Source organism: Pantoea phosphatilytica (assembly GCF_051025615.1).
Lineage (GTDB): Bacteria > Pseudomonadota > Gammaproteobacteria > Enterobacterales > Enterobacteriaceae > Pantoea.
Genome location: NZ_JBPFDF010000001.1, coordinates 1,892,483 through 1,910,064 on the forward strand (window position 1 = coordinate 1,892,483; position 17,582 = coordinate 1,910,064).

Annotated in this window: 18 protein-coding genes, 1 tRNA gene and 1 pseudogene; 6 read left to right on the forward strand and 14 right to left on the reverse strand. The window is 58.8% G+C overall.

Translation table 11 applies throughout. From position 1 onward, the window contains the following. Window positions 1-77 precede the first annotated feature (77 nt). Window positions 78-626 (forward strand): endonuclease SmrB, encoded by a 549-nt coding sequence (gene smrB / locus ACR6AS_RS09060; RefSeq protein WP_111141413.1) that lies wholly within the window; start codon window positions 78-80, stop codon window positions 624-626. Between the two features lie 31 nt (window positions 627-657). Here the strand turns inward: smrB and sixA are convergent, their stop codons facing one another. The 4 genes from sixA to ACR6AS_RS09080 all read right to left on the reverse strand — a co-directional run bounded on the left by sixA (window position 658) and on the right by ACR6AS_RS09080 (window position 5,226). Beyond that, on the reverse strand, window positions 658-1,140 hold the full coding sequence (gene sixA / locus ACR6AS_RS09065; RefSeq protein ID WP_111141414.1) for a phosphohistidine phosphatase SixA: 483 nt from the start codon (window positions 1,138-1,140) through the stop codon (window positions 658-660). 224 nt (window positions 1,141-1,364) lie between these two features. Next, entirely contained in the window at window positions 1,365-3,461 is a 2,097-nt protein-coding gene (gene fadJ, locus ACR6AS_RS09070) for a fatty acid oxidation complex subunit alpha FadJ (RefSeq protein ID WP_434161804.1), read from the reverse strand. Continuing rightward, entirely contained in the window at window positions 3,461-4,771 is a 1,311-nt protein-coding gene (gene fadI, locus ACR6AS_RS09075) for an acetyl-CoA C-acyltransferase FadI (RefSeq protein ID WP_434161805.1), read from the reverse strand. The genes fadJ and fadI overlap by 1 nt, the downstream gene beginning before the upstream one ends. A 158-nt stretch (window positions 4,772-4,929) precedes the next feature. Further along, on the reverse strand, window positions 4,930-5,226 hold the full coding sequence (locus ACR6AS_RS09080) for a YfcZ/YiiS family protein (RefSeq protein WP_111141417.1): 297 nt from the start codon (window positions 5,224-5,226) through the stop codon (window positions 4,930-4,932). A 357-nt stretch (window positions 5,227-5,583) separates the two neighbouring features. On the opposite strand from ACR6AS_RS09080, the gene fadL reads away from it, so the two are divergent. Then, window positions 5,584-6,867: a long-chain fatty acid transporter FadL gene (gene fadL / locus ACR6AS_RS09085; RefSeq protein WP_111141418.1), complete on the forward strand. Its 1,284-nt coding sequence runs from the start codon at window positions 5,584-5,586 to the stop codon at window positions 6,865-6,867. Between the two features lie 93 nt (window positions 6,868-6,960). Here fadL and mlaA read toward each other — a convergent pair whose 3' ends face one another. The 10 genes from mlaA to ccmA form a co-directional block, all read right to left on the reverse strand. Beyond that, entirely contained in the window at window positions 6,961-7,725 is a 765-nt protein-coding gene (gene mlaA, locus ACR6AS_RS09090; RefSeq protein WP_111141419.1) for a phospholipid-binding lipoprotein MlaA, read from the reverse strand. A 150-nt stretch (window positions 7,726-7,875) separates the two neighbouring features. Next, a complete protein-coding gene (gene ccmI, locus ACR6AS_RS09095; RefSeq protein ID WP_434161808.1) occupies window positions 7,876-9,087 on the reverse strand; it encodes a c-type cytochrome biogenesis protein CcmI in 1,212 nt (403 codons plus the stop codon). Continuing rightward, window positions 9,084-9,539 (reverse strand): cytochrome c-type biogenesis protein, encoded by a 456-nt coding sequence (locus ACR6AS_RS09100; protein WP_199560032.1) that lies wholly within the window; start codon window positions 9,537-9,539, stop codon window positions 9,084-9,086. Before ACR6AS_RS09100 ends, ccmI begins: the two co-directional genes overlap by 4 nt. Then, a complete protein-coding gene (locus ACR6AS_RS09105; RefSeq protein WP_111141421.1) occupies window positions 9,536-10,093 on the reverse strand; it encodes a DsbE family thiol:disulfide interchange protein in 558 nt (185 codons plus the stop codon). The genes ACR6AS_RS09100 and ACR6AS_RS09105 overlap by 4 nt, the downstream gene beginning before the upstream one ends. Then, entirely contained in the window at window positions 10,090-12,048 is a 1,959-nt protein-coding gene (locus ACR6AS_RS09110) for a heme lyase CcmF/NrfE family subunit (RefSeq protein ID WP_367395665.1), read from the reverse strand. Before ACR6AS_RS09110 ends, ACR6AS_RS09105 begins: the two co-directional genes overlap by 4 nt. Further along, window positions 12,045-12,530 carry a cytochrome c maturation protein CcmE gene (gene ccmE / locus ACR6AS_RS09115; RefSeq protein ID WP_111141974.1) on the reverse strand — a complete coding sequence of 162 codons (486 nt, stop codon included), beginning with the start codon at window positions 12,528-12,530 and terminating at the stop codon, window positions 12,045-12,047. Before ccmE ends, ACR6AS_RS09110 begins: the two co-directional genes overlap by 4 nt. Further along, on the reverse strand, window positions 12,527-12,760 hold the full coding sequence (gene ccmD, locus ACR6AS_RS09120; protein WP_293772077.1) for a heme exporter protein CcmD: 234 nt from the start codon (window positions 12,758-12,760) through the stop codon (window positions 12,527-12,529). Before ccmD ends, ccmE begins: the two co-directional genes overlap by 4 nt. Further along, complete coding sequence (locus ACR6AS_RS09125) at window positions 12,757-13,497, reverse strand: heme ABC transporter permease (RefSeq protein WP_111141972.1); 741 nt, start codon at window positions 13,495-13,497, stop codon at window positions 12,757-12,759. The genes ccmD and ACR6AS_RS09125 overlap by 4 nt, the downstream gene beginning before the upstream one ends. Before the next feature lie 67 nt (window positions 13,498-13,564). Then, entirely contained in the window at window positions 13,565-14,224 is a 660-nt protein-coding gene (ccmB, locus tag ACR6AS_RS09130) for a heme exporter protein CcmB (RefSeq protein ID WP_111141971.1), read from the reverse strand. Further along, entirely contained in the window at window positions 14,224-14,841 is a 618-nt protein-coding gene (ccmA, locus tag ACR6AS_RS09135) for a cytochrome c biogenesis heme-transporting ATPase CcmA (protein ID WP_111141970.1), read from the reverse strand. The genes ccmB and ccmA overlap by 1 nt, the downstream gene beginning before the upstream one ends. Here ccmA and ACR6AS_RS09140 point away from each other — a divergent pair. From ACR6AS_RS09140 to ACR6AS_RS09155, 4 genes and pseudogenes are all read left to right on the forward strand, one after another. Further along, on the forward strand, window positions 14,828-15,037 hold the full coding sequence (locus ACR6AS_RS09140) for a hypothetical protein (RefSeq protein ID WP_199560047.1): 210 nt from the start codon (window positions 14,828-14,830) through the stop codon (window positions 15,035-15,037). The genes ccmA and ACR6AS_RS09140 overlap by 14 nt on opposite strands. Window positions 15,038-15,084: 47 nt before the next feature. Next, complete coding sequence (locus ACR6AS_RS09145; protein ID WP_293772083.1) at window positions 15,085-16,020, forward strand: formate/nitrite transporter family protein; 936 nt, start codon at window positions 15,085-15,087, stop codon at window positions 16,018-16,020. A gap of 316 nt (window positions 16,021-16,336) precedes the next feature. After that, a tRNA-Arg gene (locus ACR6AS_RS09150) sits at window positions 16,337-16,411 on the forward strand. 177 nt (window positions 16,412-16,588) lie between these two features. Continuing rightward, window positions 16,589-17,515, forward strand: a pseudogene (locus tag ACR6AS_RS09155) (tyrosine-type recombinase/integrase); the annotation flags it as partial. Between the last annotated feature and the right edge of the window lie 67 nt (window positions 17,516-17,582).

The window sequence follows — 17,582 nt, forward strand, 5'->3', positions numbered from 1 at the left end:
GCTGACAATTAATCATACTTAACGGTAAGGTATCGGCTCTGCTGTGTGACAGCCTTTTCTGATATGACTGACCTGCCATGAGTAAAAAAACGCCCTTAAGCCCGGATGATCAGGCGCTGTTTCGCCAGTTAATGACTGGCACGCGTCAGTTAAAACAGGACACTTTTGTCCATAAAGCGCCAGTAAAAACGCGCCAGGTGCCGATAAAACGTCTGCTTTCAGAGCAGGCGGACAACAGCCACTACTTCTCGGATGAGTTTCAGCCGCTGCTGTCGACCGAAGGCGCAACCCGCTATGTGCGCGCCGACGTCAGCCACTTTGAGCTGAAAAAACTGCGTCGCGGCGACTACACGCCGGAAATTTTCCTCGACCTGCACGGCCTGACACAGCAGCAGGCCAAGCAGGAGCTGGGCGCTCTGATCGCCGCCTGCCGCCGTGAACATCTGTTCTGCGCCAGCGTTATGACCGGTCATGGAAAACATATTCTGAAGCAGCAGACGCCGCTCTGGCTGGCCCAGCATCCGTGGGTGATGGCTTTTCATCAGGCACCGAAACTGTTCGGCGGCGACGCCGCGCTGCTGGTGCTGATTGAAATTGAGGAGTGGCAACCGCCCGTGTTGCCTTGAGAAGAGGGCCGGTGTTAGCGGCCCGGCGGGATCAGATAGCTTTGGCCAGCTTTTTCGGACTGACCTGCCAGAGCAGTTTGCCGGCATGCTCTGCAGGGTCAAACTCTACGCAGGCGATCGCAGACGTGGCAAACATCGGCGGTGCTTCCTGCGGGCAGAGCTCAGAGACTAAATAGCCAACCAGCGGCAGGTGTGAGATCACCAGAGCCGATTTCACGCCTTCGTTCGCCAGCATCTGCAGATAGCAGCCGACGCGTTCGGGATCGCCACCCGGCGTTAACTCCGGCAGCACATCCTGATTTTCAGGCAGGGAGAAGGCTTCACGCACGGTAGCGAGCGTCTGCTGCGCGCGTAAATAGGGACTCACCAGGACACGCTCAATTTCCGGCGTCTGGCTGTTCAGCCAGTGAGCCATCTGACGGGATTCATCGCAGCCACATAAGGTTAAAGGCCTGACAGAATCACTGGCTGCTTCCAGAGCCGCATCGCCGTGACGCATGATAAAAACTTGCATAAAGCACCGCTGTTGTTTGTCGATATCGCCCGGCGCGTCGCGCCTGACTCTTCACTCTGCGAGTGAACGCTGTGTTTTACCCTAATGACTTCAGTATAGTCAACCGGTTGTTTATTAAATAAGCACTTCTCAGAATCATGCTGCGCCGCACACTCTGGCGGCGCATTTCTAACCCGCTGAATTGGGTTGGTTATTCCACTTTCAGCAGAAATGTAAAATTTCGTCTATTTTCTGGCCGCCTGAATCAGCGCGTCACAGGGGATAAACCGGTCGCCATAACGCTGCGTAAGCCGGGTTAATCGGTTAACAACTTCTGCCGCCCCCAGCCGGTCGATGTAGTGGAACGGACCGCCCAGGAAAGGCGGAAAACCGATGCCAAACACCGCGCCAATATCCCCATCGCGGGCACAGCGAATCACCTGTTCATCAAGACAGCGAGCCGCCTCATTGAGCATCATCATCAGGCAGCGTTCCGCAATCTCCGCTTCGCTCTGACGGGCCTGCGGCGTCACCTTCAGCAGCGCATAGAGCGAAGCATCAGGTTTTTTACGCTGCCAGCGAGGCTGGTCATAGCGATAGAAGCCTTTGCGGTTTTTACGGCCTTTGCGCCCATCCTTCAGCACCGCATCAAACGCGGCGGGCGCGGCAAAGCGTTCACCGTAAGCCTGCTCCAGAATCGGGCTGATTTTACTGCCAACGTCGATACCGACCTCATCCAGCAACTGCAGCGGCCCTACCGGGAACCCGGCCTTCACCAGCGCGCGATCGATATGGTCGATCGGCTCCCCTTCCAGCAGACAACGCATCGCCTCATTGATGTAGGGCGTCAGGATACGGTTAACATAAAAGCCAGGCTTGTCCGCCACCACAACAGGCGTTTTGCCCTGGCTGCGCGCCAGCGCCACCGTGGTCACCAGCGTCGCGGTGGAGGTATTGAGATGGGGGATCACCTCCACCAGCGGCATCTTCTCTACCGGACTGAAGTAGTGCAGCCCGATCACATTCTCCGGGCGCTGCGCACCTGCGGCGATCTCCGCAATCGGCAGCGAGGAGGTGTTGGAGGCAAACAGCGTATGGGGCTGGCAGTGTGCTTCCACTTCGCGAACCATCTGCTGCTTCAGCGCCAGATCCTCAAAGACGGCTTCGATCACCACATCGCGCCGGGCAAAGCCCTGATAATCGATGCCGCCGGTAATGCGGGCCATCTGCTGCTGACGCTGTGCCGGAGTAATCTGACGTCGCCTGACCTTTTTGCTCAGCAGTTCCCAGCTGCTTTTCAGCGCGTGGTTAACCCCTTCCAGGCTGATATCTTTGATGCGCACCGGCAAGCCGGCGTGGATGGCGGTGACGCTGGCGATACCGCCGCCCATCAGACCGCCGCCAAGCACCGCAACATGTCTGACGCTGGCGGGTTCCGCCTCTCCGCCCCGCTCCTTTTTCATGGCGGTCGTGGCGAAGAAAATCCCGCGCAGTGCGACTGATTCGGGCGTCATCGCCAGTTCACCGAAGGCGCGCGCTTCCGCCTCGTGACCGGCCCGGCTGCCCTGCGCCAGCCCGGTGCGCACTACATCGATGATGCGCTGTGCCGCCGGATAGTTACCCTGGGTTTTCGCGGCCGTCTGGCGGGCCGCCAGCGTGAACAGCGCCTGACGACCGGCTGGACCCTGCAGCAGACGGTCACGCAGCGGCAGCGCTCGTCCGCTGACCTTGCCTTTCTTTACCCTGGCGATGGCGGTTTCCAGCAGAATCGACCGGGGCACGGCGTCGTCAACGATCCCCAGCCTGCGCGCCTGCTTCGCCCGCACGCTTTTGCCGGTCAGGATCAGCGGCAGCGCCTGCCGGACGCCGATCAACCGCGGCAATCGCTGGGTACCGCCTGACCCCGGCAGCAGGCCGAGCTGTACTTCCGGCAGCCCGAGCCGGGTTTTATCATCCAGCGAGCAGATGCGCGCATCGCACGCCAGCGCCAGTTCCAGGCCGCCACCGAGACAGGCGCCGTGAATCGCCGCGACCACCGGAAACGGCAGCGCATCCAGGGCGGCCATCACCTCCTGGCCCTGCTTTGCCAGCGCTTCGGCTTCCTGCGCACTCTGGCAGCGGTCGATCATGTTGATGTCTGCGCCAGCGATAAAGTTGTCCGTTTTACCGGAGATCAGCACCAGCCCCGCCAGCTGCGGATCGCGCCGCGCCTCCGCAATAATGGCCGTGATCTCTGCGGCAAATTCCGCTTTCAGGGTGTTCATCTTCTCGCCGGGAACATCAATAGTAATGATGCCGACGTGATCGCCGCGCATCGTCAGATGAAACGCTTTCTGCTCCATTATTCGGCCTCCAGAACCATTGCCGCACCCAGACCACCCGCCGCGCAGGCCGTGACCAGTCCCAGCCCGCCGCCGCGCCGCCGGAGTTCGTTCAGCGTCTGCGTGATCATGCGCGCGCCCGTCGCGGCAAACGGATGACCATAGGCAATCGATCCGCCCAGCACGTTGAAGCGCTCTTCATTTACTTCGCCCAGCGCATGCGGACGATTCAGCACCTCCCGGGCAAAGCGCTCATCGCGGAACAGCTGCAGGTTACTCAGCGTCTGGGCTGCAAAAGCTTCATGCATATCAATCAGCGTCAGATCATCCAGCGTGACCCCGGCCCGATCCAGCGCCAGCGGCGAGGCATACGCAGGCCCCAGCAACATATCCTGTTGGACATCAATTGCCGTAAAGGCGTAGCTGCGCAGATAGCCCAGCGGGCTGAGGCCCAGCTCCCGGGCGCGGCCTTCGCGCATCAGAATCACCGCGGCCGCACCATCGGTCAGCGGCGTGCTGTTGGCGGCGGTGACGCTGCCGTGCTGACGGTCAAACGCCGGACGCAGCCGGGCGTAATCTTCAGCTTTCGCGTCCATGCGCACATTGTTGTCCTGATCGATGGCGCTTTTCCACGGCGGCACAAAGGCTGCCATCACCTCCTGCTGCAGAACGCCGGATTGCCAGGCTCGGGCGGCACGCTGATGAGAACGCAGCGCCAGCGCATCCTGGGCTTGCCGCGTAATGCCGTGACTTTTCGCCATCTGCTCTGCCGTGTCGCCCATCCGCAGCCCGGTGGAGTACTCCGCCACGGCGGGCGGCACCGGCAGCAGATCGCGCGGGCGCAGACGGCGCAGGATCTGCAGTTTTTGTCCGACGCTGCGGGCTTTGTTGAGATCCACCAGCGCACGCGCCAGGGTTTTGCTGACGCCAATAGGCAGCACGGACGAGGAGTCCGCGCCACCGGCGATGCCCGCCGAGATGGTGCCCGCCATCAGGCTCTCCGCCACGTTGGCAACCGCCTGAAAACTGGTGGCGCAGGCGCGACTGACGCTGTAAGCATCGGTCTGCACGCCGAGCCCGCTGCTCAGGACAATCTCGCGCGCAATGTTTGGCGCTTCCGGCATCTGCACCACCTGACCAAAGACCAGCTGTTCGATAACCTCCGGCGGCAGCTCACTGCGCGCCATTAATTCGCTGACCACCATTCGCCCCAGCTCAATGGCGGGGATGCCATGAAAGCCGGTCGCCTGGCGCAGGAAAGGGGTGCGTAACCCGTGGGTTATTGCGATGCGTTCACCATCGCGCGTCAGCAGCGGCTGCGCTTTGCTCATTGTTCTCACCTGTGGCTGGGACTGTGGCATCATTGCCTGAAGAGGTCTGACCTGATCAGTGTTAACCACAAGCGGGTGAGCCGCCAATACCGGAAAGGAAAAAGTGCGAAGAGAAACACGAAAATGAAAAACGCCGCAGTGACGCGGCGTCGGGGGATTTAGCGCAAACCGAGCTGGAAAATCAGGGTTTCTGCCTGGCAGCTGAACGTGAAATCGATGTCGAGCTGCACGCCCTGATTCACGTCGCTGAAGCGGGCTGCAATGACACAGGGTTCCGACTCTACCTCGCGGGCGCGCCGGGTCAGCTGCGCTAATTTAGCGTCCGCTTCCGCGCGGCTGGCAAACCACTCAGACCAGCTGGCGGTGCAATCGGTGTTATCCATCACCGTACCCACATCGACACAACAGCAGGCGGCGGTTTCATTCGCACTGCATTTTTTAATGGCATCAGTCATTTCATTCTCCTGACCCGCAATCGGGTGGTTGAGCGATTTTATGGCCGAAATTTTACCCGCTTGCCTGAGGATGTGCCACGCGCCTGGCGCTAAGTGACGAATATCACAATAGAAATTGATCCAGAACAAACTGGAATCGGTATGCTGTGCAGAATCAGGTCAGTTTTGTTATGCAGATCGACTTTTAAACGATCAAACCTGAAATATTTTAAAAACAATATTGCAACTTGCACACAGGTCGGACCTATACTCTCCGCACTGGTCTGATATGTGCGCTTTACGTCAGTCCCTACAATCCGCCGTCCTTTGTTACGCGACGTTATAGCGTTAAATAATAATTCACATGAGGTTGTGGTCATGAACCATAAAAACCTGTTTGCAAAGTCAGCCGTGGCGGCTGCAGTGGCGCTTGTCTCTTCACACGTTTACGCAGCTGGGTTTCAGTTAAATGAGTTCTCTTCGATTGGTTTAGGTCGCGCATATTCAGGCGAAGGGGCAATGGGTGATACGGCAGCCTCCGCCAGCCGTAACCCGGCAACCATGGCGTTAATGGATCGCCCCGAGTTTTCTATCGGTGCGGTGTATATTGCGCCGGACGTCAATATCAGTGGTCGCAGTCCCAGCGGACGCAGCCTGGATGCGAATAATATTGCCCCGAATCAGTGGGTGCCGAATATTCATTACGTTCAGCCTATTAACGATCAGTGGTGGATCGGGGCGTCAGCCACCTCTAACTACGGCTTAGCAACAGAGTTTAATAATGGTTACACCGCAGGCGGCTATGGCGGCAAGACCGACCTGGTCACCGGCAACTTCAATCTGAGCACCGCCTACCGGTTAAATGAACATTTCAGCGTGGGCGTCGGTTTTGATGCGGTCTATGCAAAAGCTAAAATTGAACGTTATGCGGGTGAATCCGGCGCGAGACTGGGCGTACCGGCAGACACGCAGGTGGCCCATCTGAAAGGCGACGAGTGGGGCTACGGCTGGAACGCCGGTGTCCTGTATGAAGTGGATGAGAATAACCGCTTCGGCTTTACCTACCGTTCAGAAGTCAAAGTCGATTTCGATGGCGATTATAAGAGCAGCCTCTCATCGCGCCTGAATGCGGTGAACAATCCGACCGTGACCGGCATCCCTTATGGCACCAGCGGCACCACCGTTCCGGGTGCGTTGACCCTGAATCTGCCTGAGATGTGGGAAGTGTCGGGCTGGCATAAAGTGGCACCGCAGTGGGCAGTGCACTACAGCATGGCGTACACCAGCTGGAGTCAGTTCCAGGAGCTGAAAGCGACCGGATCGAATGGCCAGACGCTGTTCTATAAAGATGAGAGCTTCCACGATGCCTACCGCATCGCGCTGGGCACCACCTACTCCTACGACAAAAACTGGACTTTCCGCACCGGTATCGCGTTTGACGACAGTCCGGTGCCCGCCGACAAGCGTTCCATCTCCATTCCCGACCAGGATCGTCTGTGGCTGAGCGCCGGGACCTCCTATGCCTTTAACGATGATGCCTCGGTGGATGTAGGCATCTCTTACATGCATGGACAGAAAGTGACGGTGAAAGAAGGCCCCTATACCTTTACCTCTGAAGGTAAGGCGTGGCTCTACGGCGCAAACTTTAACTATAAGTTCTGACAGACGGCATGAAAAAAAGGGCGACCCGGATGAGTCGCCCTTTTTTTTATGGCTGCGGATCGCATACCGGATCCGCAGCCTGCTCGCCTGCAACTACGGCGCGTCGATATCCTTCAGGTCATCCTGAATCGCCGCCGCGTTAGGATTATCTTCCGGCTTCAGCTTACCGCCGCGCGCCAGGAAGTCGTGACGCTGGAAGTAGGCGTTGCGGATAAAGGCATAAGGGTCGCGCTGCTGTTTCAGGATGCCATCGGAATCCAGCAGCTGCGCACGGGACTCAATCCCTTCAAGCGTCCACTTACCGATCGACATCGGCCAGGTGAGCCAGCCGAGGATCGGATAGAGCGTATCCACGTAGTCGCCGCCATCCTGACGGACCGTGAAGCTGCCGTACGCAGGCAGTTCGACGTAGGGGCCATAGCCGACGCCATAGTGGCCGAGCGTGGTCCCGAAACGGTGCGGCTCTTCACGCGCCAGCGCCGGGTTCGCTTTACCGGCAACGTCGATGAAACCGCCCAGACCCAGCACGCTGTTCAGGAAGAAACGGGTAAAGTGAATGCCCGCATCGCGTCCATCCCCTACCAGAATGGCGTTGACCATGCTGGCTGGCTCCTCAAGGTTGCCCAGGAAGTTGCTCAGGCCGGTACGCGCCGGGACCGGCACATAGTCACGCCAGGCCACCGCTACCGGACGCAGCAGATAGGGGTCCAGCACGTTGTAGTTAAAGTTAAACATCGTGCGGTTAAAGCCTTCGAACGGATCGCTGCGTTCAGCAGGATCGCTATTCGCCGGCTTTGAACTGGCACAACCCACCAGAAGGACGCTGGCAACAGCCAGGCTGGTCAGGCGAAAATTCATTCCAATCTCCCTGTGCGGATGAAAAAGGTCTACCCATCGTTCAGGTTACGGCCGGGTATCGAAGCGGCTTACCCGATGAGCATAGCTGACTTTGTGCCAGAGGCAGCAGGCAATGGCACCTGTGGTTATTAATGTTGTCGCAGAGCCTCATCAGGGGGTCTGCTGGCTAATCTCTACCGCTATCGGCTGCTGCCCGTCCCAGGGCGTTACCGCGCTCTGGCCCTGCCAGTCGCCCGGCTGAGGAGTGGCGCTGCCGTCGCGGGAGATCCGCACCCGGACCGCCACCTGATGCAGCGCCGAAAGCAGACGATCCGGCATCATGGCGTTGCTGTCATCCAGCGTCAGCGCCAGCGGGAAGTGGCTGAGCGGCAGGCGTTTAACCGCCACCGGCACCGGTGACACCCCGTCAGAAACCGAAATATACAACACTCCGTCCTGCGGTAACATTTTTTCTGCCTGCGGCGTCAGCGTCACCTTAAGCGCCAGCTGACGCCCCTGCTGTCCGGCCGCACTCCGGGCCTTTTCGATACTGCGGGCGATCATCGCATGGCGCGCATCGCCCGCTGGCAGCAGCCCCTGCAGCGTCTGCCAGGCGTCGATAGCCTGATCGTACTGCTGCTGCCCGTAGGCGTTAAACGCCAGCAGGCTCAGGGTGCGCAGATTCTGCGGATCCGCTTTGAGCAGCGATTGCAGCAGCAGGGTCGCCTGACGGTTATCCTGCGGATCGGAAGATCGCGTCAGTACCTCTGCATAATCCTGCTTCAGCGCCAGATCGTTGGGAGCGAGCTGCAATGCGCGCTCAAAGGCCTGGCTGGCGATCTCCGCATTGTTGAGCACCATGCCGAGCCGTCCCAGCATCGTCCAGTCGGCCAGATTATCCGGTTCCTGCTGCAGTGCGGTACGCAATCCGAGCTGCAGACGCGCCAGCTCCTCCATGCTCAGCGGTTTCGCGCCAGGGTCCATCAGGCGAGCCCGCAGTTCAGGATACGCCTGCCGGACCTGCATCCAGCCGGAGAATTGTGCCAGGCCGCCGGTTTTCAGATAAGTGCCCAGCGAGACCACAACCAGCACGACAACGCCCGGCAGCAGAATCCAGCGGTGGCTGCGGTGTGAGGCCTGGGCTTCTGCTGGCGGAATATCTGCCAGCAGCGTCTGCTGCAGCTCCCGCTCCATCAGCGGTCGCTCAGCAACGACGCCCTGCGCCTCATCCTGTGCCAGCTCTTCAACCCGCTGATGGTAGAAACGCTGGTTAAGACGGTCGCGATCGCCCGGGCTGGCCTCACGCTGCCGCCAGCCTGCGGCCAGAAACAGCGTACAGGCCGCCAGCAGTAATAGAAAAAGGGTGATCCAGAATGCACTCATGACGGCTTCCTGTCAGATTTCAGTAGCGCATCAAGACGCTGTTGTTCATCTTCACTCAGCTCACTGCGGGTTTTGCGCTGACGGCTGCGCACGATAATCACCGCGCCGCCCAGCAGCACAAACAGCGCAGGCCCTACCCACAGAATCAGCGTTGCAGGGGTGACCGGCGGCGAATAGCTGACGAAATTGCCGTAACGCGCCACCATATAGTCGATGATCTGCTGGCGGCTCTGGCCCTGCTTCATCAGCTGATAGACCTTCAGGCGCATATCGGCAGCAATCATCGCATTGGAATCGGCGATGCTGTTGTTCTGGCACTTCGGGCAGCGCAGCGAGGCGGTCAGATCGCGGTACTGCTCCTCCTGCGCGACCGAGTCAAACTGCAACGTGTCGATGGCGGCCCAGAGTGAGAAGCTGAACAGCAGGCCGCAGATCACTATCAGCGCTCTCATGATCCCGCCTCCGCGCTGTATTTCACCCACAGCGGTTTCACTTCCTGCTCCCAGACGCGCGGATTGAGATCGCCCGCGTGGCGATAACGGATAATGCCTTTGCCGTCGATCAGGAAGGTCTCCGGCGCGCCATAGACGCCAAGATCCAGCCCCAGCATGCCGTTGCCATCATAGAGACTCAGCGCATAGGGATTCCCCAGCGTGTTCAGCCAGTTCACCGCTTTCTGACGATCGTCTTTGTAATTCAGTCCCACCACCCGAATCCCCTGCTCCGCCAGGCTGTTCAGGTAGTGATGTTCGGCGCGGCAGGTCGGGCACCAGGTTGCCCAGACGTTCAGCAGGATCGGTTTACCCTCCGTCAGCACGCGCTGATCGTAGGTCTGGCCCGGCTGATCCAGTGCTTCCAGCCGGAACAGCGGCACTGGCTTGCCAATCAGGGCAGATTCGAGACGGGTCGGATCGTCGCCCTCTGCGTTGCGTGTCAGCTGCCACAGCAGCGCCGCCGCCAGCAGCAGAAACAGCATCAGGGGAATAAACAGAATTTTTTTGTTCACGTCCGCTCCTCACGTTCGGCTTTTTTGCGCGAACGGTAACGGGGATCAAACAGGCAGAACAGGCCGCCCAGCGCCATCAGCACGCCACCGGCCCAGATCCAGCGCACAAAGGGTTTGTAGTAGATGCGCACGGCCCAGCCGCCGTCATCCAGCTCTTCACCCAGCGCCGCATAGAGATCGCGGCTGAAGCCGCCATCAATCGCTGCTTCGGTCATCATGGTGCGGGCAGCCGTATAAAAGCGCTTTTCTGCCTGCAGTGTCGCTTCCGGTTTGCCGTCGCGGGTGACTTCGATGATCCCCATGCCGCCGCTGTAGTTAGGCCCCTGCAGATTCTGCACGCCGCGGAAAACAAAGTGATAGTGATGGATATCAATGCTGTCGCCCGCCTTCATGCGGACATCGCGCTCCACGCTGTATTGCGTGCTGAACGCGATGCCGATAACCGTGACGCCCACGCCCAGATGCCCCAGCACCATTCCCCAGTGGCTGCGCGACAGGTGCCGTAAACCGGCAAAGAAGCGATGGCGATGCGTGGCGCGCTCGTGCAGTTCGAGCAGCGTCAGGATGATAATCCAGAGGGACATCAGCAGACCCACCACGCTCATCGCCGCGATGCGATCCTGCAGCCACCACGGAATGATGATGGAACAGGCCAGAGTGACGACCAGCGCCAGCGCCAGGCGCTTAGCCAGTTTCTGCGGCTCATCACGCCGCCAGCGCACCAGCGGGCCGATCCCCATCAGCAGCGCAAAGGGTGCCATCAGCCAGCTGAACAGGGTGTTGAAGAACGGCTCGCCGACCGAAATGCTGCCCAGGCCCAGCTGTTTGTGCACCAGCGGCAGCAGCGTACCGAGCAGCACTACCAGCATCGCGGCAATCAGCAGCACGTTGTTCCCCAGCAGAAACGATTCGCGCGACCAGGTCTCATTCTGCACCCGGCCACGCACCTGACCGCCTTTAATGGCGTAGAGCAGCAGCGAACTGCCGATCACAATCACCAGAAACGCGAGGATAAACATCCCGCGCGCCGGATCGGAGGCAAAAGAGTGCACCGACACCAGCACACCGGAGCGCACCAGGAAGGTGCCCAGCAGGCTGAGTGAAAACGCGGTGATAGCCAGCAGCACGGTCCAGGCCTTGAAGGTGCCGCGCTTTTCGGTAACCGCCAGCGAATGTATCAGGGCCGTTCCCGCCAGCCACGGCATAAAGGAGGCGTTCTCTACCGGGTCCCAGAACCACCAGCCTCCCCAGCCCAGCTCGTAATAGGCCCAGGCAGAGCCGAGCACAATCCCGATGGTCAGAAAGACCCAGGCTGCCGTTGTCCAGGGACGCGACCAGCGCGCCCAGGCGGTGTCCAGCCGTCCGGCCATCAGCGAGGCGATGGCAAAAGCGAACGCCACGGAAAAGCCGACGTAGCCCATGTAAAGCAGCGGCGGATGGAAGATCAGGCCGATATCCTGCAGCATCGGATTCAGGTCATGCCCGTCGATCGGGAAGTCCGGCAGCGTGCGGGCAAAGGGATTGGAGGTCAGCAGGATAAACAGCAGGAAGCCGAGGTTGATCATCCCCATCACCGCCAGCACCCGCGCCAGCGCATCCTGCGGCATCCCGCGACTGAAGATCGCCACCGCCAGTGTCCAGGTGCTGAGCAGCAGCACCCACAGCAGCAGCGACCCCTCATGTGCGCCCCAGGTGGCGGCGATACGGTAGTAGACCGGCAGCAGGCTGTTCGAGTTGGTGACAACGTAGGCAACGGTAAAATCGTTGCTGACAAAGGCCCAGACCAGCAGGGCAAACGCCGCCGCGATGCAGACAAACAGGCCACCGGCCAGCGGTCGCGCCATCGCCATCAGGCGGGCGTCCTGACGCACGGCCCCCCACAGCGGATAGCTGCTCAGCAGCAGCGCGAGGCCCAGCGCCAGACAGAGCAGAAAGGTTCCAATTTCTGGCATCATGATGATTTACTTCCTGCCAGGTAAGGCGACTGCGGGTCACCCGGATGACTCTTCATCGCGTTTTCGATCTCCGGCGGCGTATATTTTTCATCATGTTTCGCCAGCACCTCTTTGGCGACAACCCGGTTACCCGCAGTGAGAACGCCTTGCGCCACCACGCCCTGCCCTTCCCGGAACAGATCCGGCAGGATGCCCTCGAAAGTGACACTGACCACGCCGCGGGCATCGTAGAGTTTGAAGGAGACGGCCAGCGTTTTCGGATCGCGCCGGACGCTGCCCGGCATCACCATGCCGCCCACGCGCAGTCGCTGGCCCGCTTCGGGCTTCTCGTGTGACTCGCCTTTGCCGTAGAGGATTTCACCCGGCGTATAGAAGAGATCGATGTTTGAGCGCAGCGCATACATCACCAGCGCGGTCGCCAGGCTAAGGCCGAGCAGAATCGCCACCGCCGCATAGAGGCGGTTGCGTCGACGGGTATTCACAATCTCTCTCCTGCCGCTTCAGCTGCGGCTTTTTTAGTTTTTGCTGCCCGGATACGACGTTCACGCGCCTCGCGCTGGCGGATCTCAGCCAGCAGGCGGCGGCGCAGCAGCAGCGTGTGCAGCGTCAGACCGATCAGCGGAAGCAGCGTGAAGGCCACCGCCAGCCAGACGTAGAAGGCGTAGCCCCCCATCGCAAAGAAGGCATGCAAGGAGGAAAAGGCTGGCGTCATCCCTGCTCTCCCCGTGTTGCAACCGTCAGGGCCCAGGGGCGGTGACGTTCCGTTAACAGAATCAGGTTGCGCAGCCGCATCAGGGTCAGCGTCACAAACAGCAGCAGATAACCGATGATGGCCCAGCGCAGCGGCGTGCGCATCACCGGCGCAATCGCCTGCTGGAGAATGCCCGACGATCCCTGATGCAGGGTATTCCACCACTGCACCGAGAAGTGAATGATGGGCAGATTCACCACGCCGACCAGAATCAGAACGCCCGCGGCCCGGCCTGCGGTGCGGCGATCGTCAAACGCGTGATAGAGCGCAATCACGCCCATATAGAGAAACAGCAGCACCAGCTCCGAAGTCAGGCGTGCATCCCAGATCCACCAGGTGCCCCACATCGGCTTGCCCCAGGCGGCCCCGGTGACCAGCGCAATAAAGGTAAAGATCGCGCCCACTGGTGCCATCGCGGCAGAGACCAGATCGGCCATTTTCAGCTGCCACACCAGGCCGATGAAAGCGGCGATGGCCATAGAGGCGTAGATGCCCATCGACCACATCGCGGCGGGCACATGAATGTACATGATGCGAAAACTGTCGCCCTGCTGATAGTCAGCGGGTGCAAATCCAAATCCCCAGACCCAGCCCAGCAGCAACGCCGCCAGCCCTGAAATGGCGAACCAGGGCACCAGTCGCCCTGACAACTGATAGAGCCGTTCGGGCCTGCTCAGCTGATGTAACGCTTTCCACATATCAAGTGCTCACATTAACGATAAAAAAGGGTTGCCGCGTCTTTTACGCGCGTTACTCCCACACCGGTTATTGCAAAGTAATGCGTAACGCCGCCGCCGTGGCAAACGGCGAGAGCGTGGCGCTGCCCAGCAGCATCGCGCCGAGAATCGCCAGATAACCGCCGACCGGCAATCCCTGACTGGCCGCCTCCATCGCCGCGCTGGCGAAGATCAGAACCGGAATCGCCAGCGGCAGTACCAGCAGGCTGAGCAGCACACCGCCGCGCCGTAAACCTACGGTCAGTCCCACGCCAATCGCCCCGAGGAAACTGAGGGTCGGTGTGCCCAGCAGCAGCGTTAACGCCATCGCCCACCAGCCGTTTATATCCAGCGACAGCAGCAGTGCGGCCAGCGGTGACAGGACAATCAGCGGCACGCCGGTCACCAGCCAGTGCGCCATCACTTTACCGATGACGATGACCGGCAGCGGCGTTGGCAGCAGCGCCAGTTGCTCCAGCGAACCGTCGCTGAAGTCGTCACGAAACAGCCGCTCCAGCGCCAGCAGCGACGCCAGCAGGGCGGCAACCCAGGCCACCCCCGGGGCGATGCGCGCCAGCTGCTGCGGATCGGGTCCGATGCCCAGCGGGAATAACGTAATCACGATCAGGAAAAACCAGAGCGGATTAATCACATCCGCCCCGCCACGAAAGGCGATGCGCAGTTCACGCTGGATCAGGCGAAACAGCATCAGTCAGCCTCCTCATCGCCGAGACGGATTTTGCGCACCCGTGCCGCCTCCGCAGGCAGATCCTGATGGGTGGTCAGGATCACAGCGCCCCCGTTATCGGCATGGCGGGCAAATTGTGCCATTAATTTTTCAACACCCGCTTTGTCGATGGCGGTGAGTGGCTCGTCGAGGATCCAGATGCGCGCCGGGCTGAGCCAGAGTCGCGCCAGCGCCACGCGGCGCTGCTGCCCCGCGGATAAACGGCTGACCGGCACCTCTTCCTCCCCCGTAAGATCCACCGCCTCCAGCGCCGCAAAGATCTGTGCGTCACTGCGGTCGGGATGATAAAAGCGCAGATTTTCCAGTGGCGTGAGCACGCCTTTGATGCCCGGATGATGACCCAGGTAGAGCATCGCCTGATGCCAGGTTTCACGCTGCCGCTGAATCGGCTGCTGCTGCCAGCGTATTTCACCCTCCTCCGGACGGCTCAGGCCCGCCAGCAGGCGCAGCAGCGACGTCTTGCCCGCCCCGTTGGGCCCTTCAATCTGCACAATGTCACCTGCGGAAACGCGAAATGAGAGCCGACGGAACAGCGAACGTTCGTCATAAGCACAAGTGAGCGTAATGATTTCCAACATCGAGGGGGGAGTCACACCAGCTAAAAAGTGGCCGGGATATTACCACAATGTTGCTGCGGGCCGAAGTGTGAGCTACCGCTCAGTTTTGCTCTCAGCGGCTTATTCGTGCGGTATTGCCTGGCATCTGAATAAAAATGCAGTTCTGAAAAAGGTTGTTACGCTTATTCGCATCAGCCGTAACATTATCGGCAAATAAAAAAGGGCTACGCTTATTACGCAGCAGCACTATCACCAGGAGAAAATATGAAGCCTTCATCAGGTAATGAACAGGGTCCTAATGACGTAGACAGTGAAGAGAAGGAACAGGGCACTGATATTGAAGTCGATGAGGAGGCGCTGCCCTCCCGTGCAGCGGCAATCCATGAAGAGATCCGCCAGGATGGGGAAAAAGAGCTGGAGCGCGACGGCATGGCGCTGCTCTGGTCTGCGATTGCGGCGGGCCTCTCTATGAGCGCGTCACTGATGGCGAAAGGTATATTCCAGGTCCACCTTGATGGCGTTCCGGGTGCGTTCCTGCTGGAGAACCTCGGCTATACCTTTGGTTTTGTCATCGTCATCATGGCCCGGCAGCAACTCTTTACCGAAAACACCGTGACCGCCGTGTTGCCGGTGATGCATAAGCCCACCTGGGGTAATGGCGGGCTGCTGTTACGGCTGTGGGGGATTGTGCTGCTGGGTAACCTGATTGGCACAGCGCTGGGTGCGCTGGCCTTTAATGAGATGCCGATATTCGACGAGGCGACCCGTCAGGCATTTACGGAGATCAGTAAGAAGGTAATGGAGAACACGCCTGGCGAGATGTTTGCCAATGCGGTGATCTCCGGCTGGATTATCGCCACTATGGTCTGGATGTTCCCCTCTGCGGGCGGGGCCAAGCTGCTGGTGATTGTGATGATGACCTGGCTGGTTGCGCTGGGCGATCTGGCGCATATCGTCGTAGGATCGGTAGAAGTGCTCTATCTGGTGTTCAGTGGCAGCATAAGCTGGCATGAGTTCCTCTGGCCGTTTGCCCTGCCGACCCTGCTCGGCAACATTACCGGCGGCACGCTGATTTTTGCCCTGATCAGTCATGCGCAGATCCGCAATGACATGAGTGAAGCTGCCGTGGCTAAAGCGAAGGCGGAGAAGCGTAAGCAGGAGAAGCGCCGTCAGCGCGAAGAGCAGGAAAACGCAGAGTAACGCTCTGGCAGACAGCGCCACTTTAGCGGACCGGTCTGCTTTCTGCGTTGAGATAGTGCAGCAGTTGAGCGTTTGCGCCGCCAGCGGGAACTTAACGGGTGCAGCAACGCCTGCACCCGCCCTGGCCGCACGCGCCTCTGTTCTGCCGGTTACCACCGCCTCTGCAACTGAGCATCATCCCGCGCCAGAATGTAACGGTTTCCGCCACGTGGTGCCCTGTTATGCTCAGGCAAATTACCCGATTGCTGGCGGAATGAGCAAACGCACACCGATGTAGTGAATCTCCCGGCCTGTTTGCGCTATACTGCGCGCCGCGGTCCTCTTAGTTAAATGGATATAACGAGCCCCTCCTAAGGGCTAGTTGCAGGTTCGATTCCTGCAGGGGACACCATACACACCTCTCCTGACATCCACCAAATTCAATAAAACCCTCTTATAATCAGTGAGAAACCCTCTATTCTGGCTATGCGACGTCAACTGATGTCTACCCATTTCAACGTGAATCAATAAACACTTGGGGGCCTTAGTGGGGGCTTATCCTGTTCAATGAAAAACGAGACCCCCAAAAATGACCTTAAATGCGCGTCAGGTCGAGACTGCAAAGCCAAGAGACAAAGCCTATAAGCTCGCTGATGGCGGAGGACTCTATCTCATGGTCAATACTAACGGTTCAAAGTACTGGCGCATGAAATATCGATTTGCCGGGAAAGAGAAAAAGCTCTCATTCGGAACCTACCCGGACATCTCACTTTCGGAAGCTCGCACTAAACGAGATGAGGCAAGAAAGGTATTGGCGAATGATAAGGATCCCGGAGAGGTCAAAAAAGCCACGCAATTAGCTAAAAAACTCTCGGTTACCAACACATTTGAAGCAATAGCTCTCGAATGGTACAGCGCAAAAGTATCTGGTTGGTCAAAGAGTTATGCTGATTACGTCAAGCGAGCTTTTAAAAATAATGTCTTCCCCTATCTAGGCTCTCAGCCAGTTAATGAAATAAAACCACTGGAGCTTTTGTCCGTATTACAACGAATGGAAAAGCGGGGAGCGCCTGAGCTTGCAAGCAAAGTACGCCAGCGTTGTAGTGAGGTTTTTCGGTACGCGATTGTTACAGGTCGTGCCGAATACAACCCTGCTGCTGATCTTGGTAGCGCTTTGCAAGGCCATGAGAAAAAGCACTATCCCTTCCTTACCGCCGGTGAGCTGCCGGAGTTTTTGCAAAAGCTATCAAGCTACTCTGGAAGTCTTATTACTCTTCTTGCAACCCGTTTGCTCATGCTGACAGGCTTGAGAACAGTAGAGTTACGTCTGGCTGAATGGAGTGAAATTGACTTCGATAATCGTATCTGGGAAATTCCCAAAAATAGAATGAAAATGAAACGTCCTCATGTAATCCCGTTATCGGCTCAATCCTTGAGCGCTCTTTGTCAACTGAAAGAACTAACAGGAACCTACCAGCTTATTTTTGCAGGACGCAACGATGTTAACAAAGCGATTGACCTGCCCCCAGGATTAGATACAACCGCCAGTTAATAATGGCGGTGCATGACCCTGCCTCCGAATA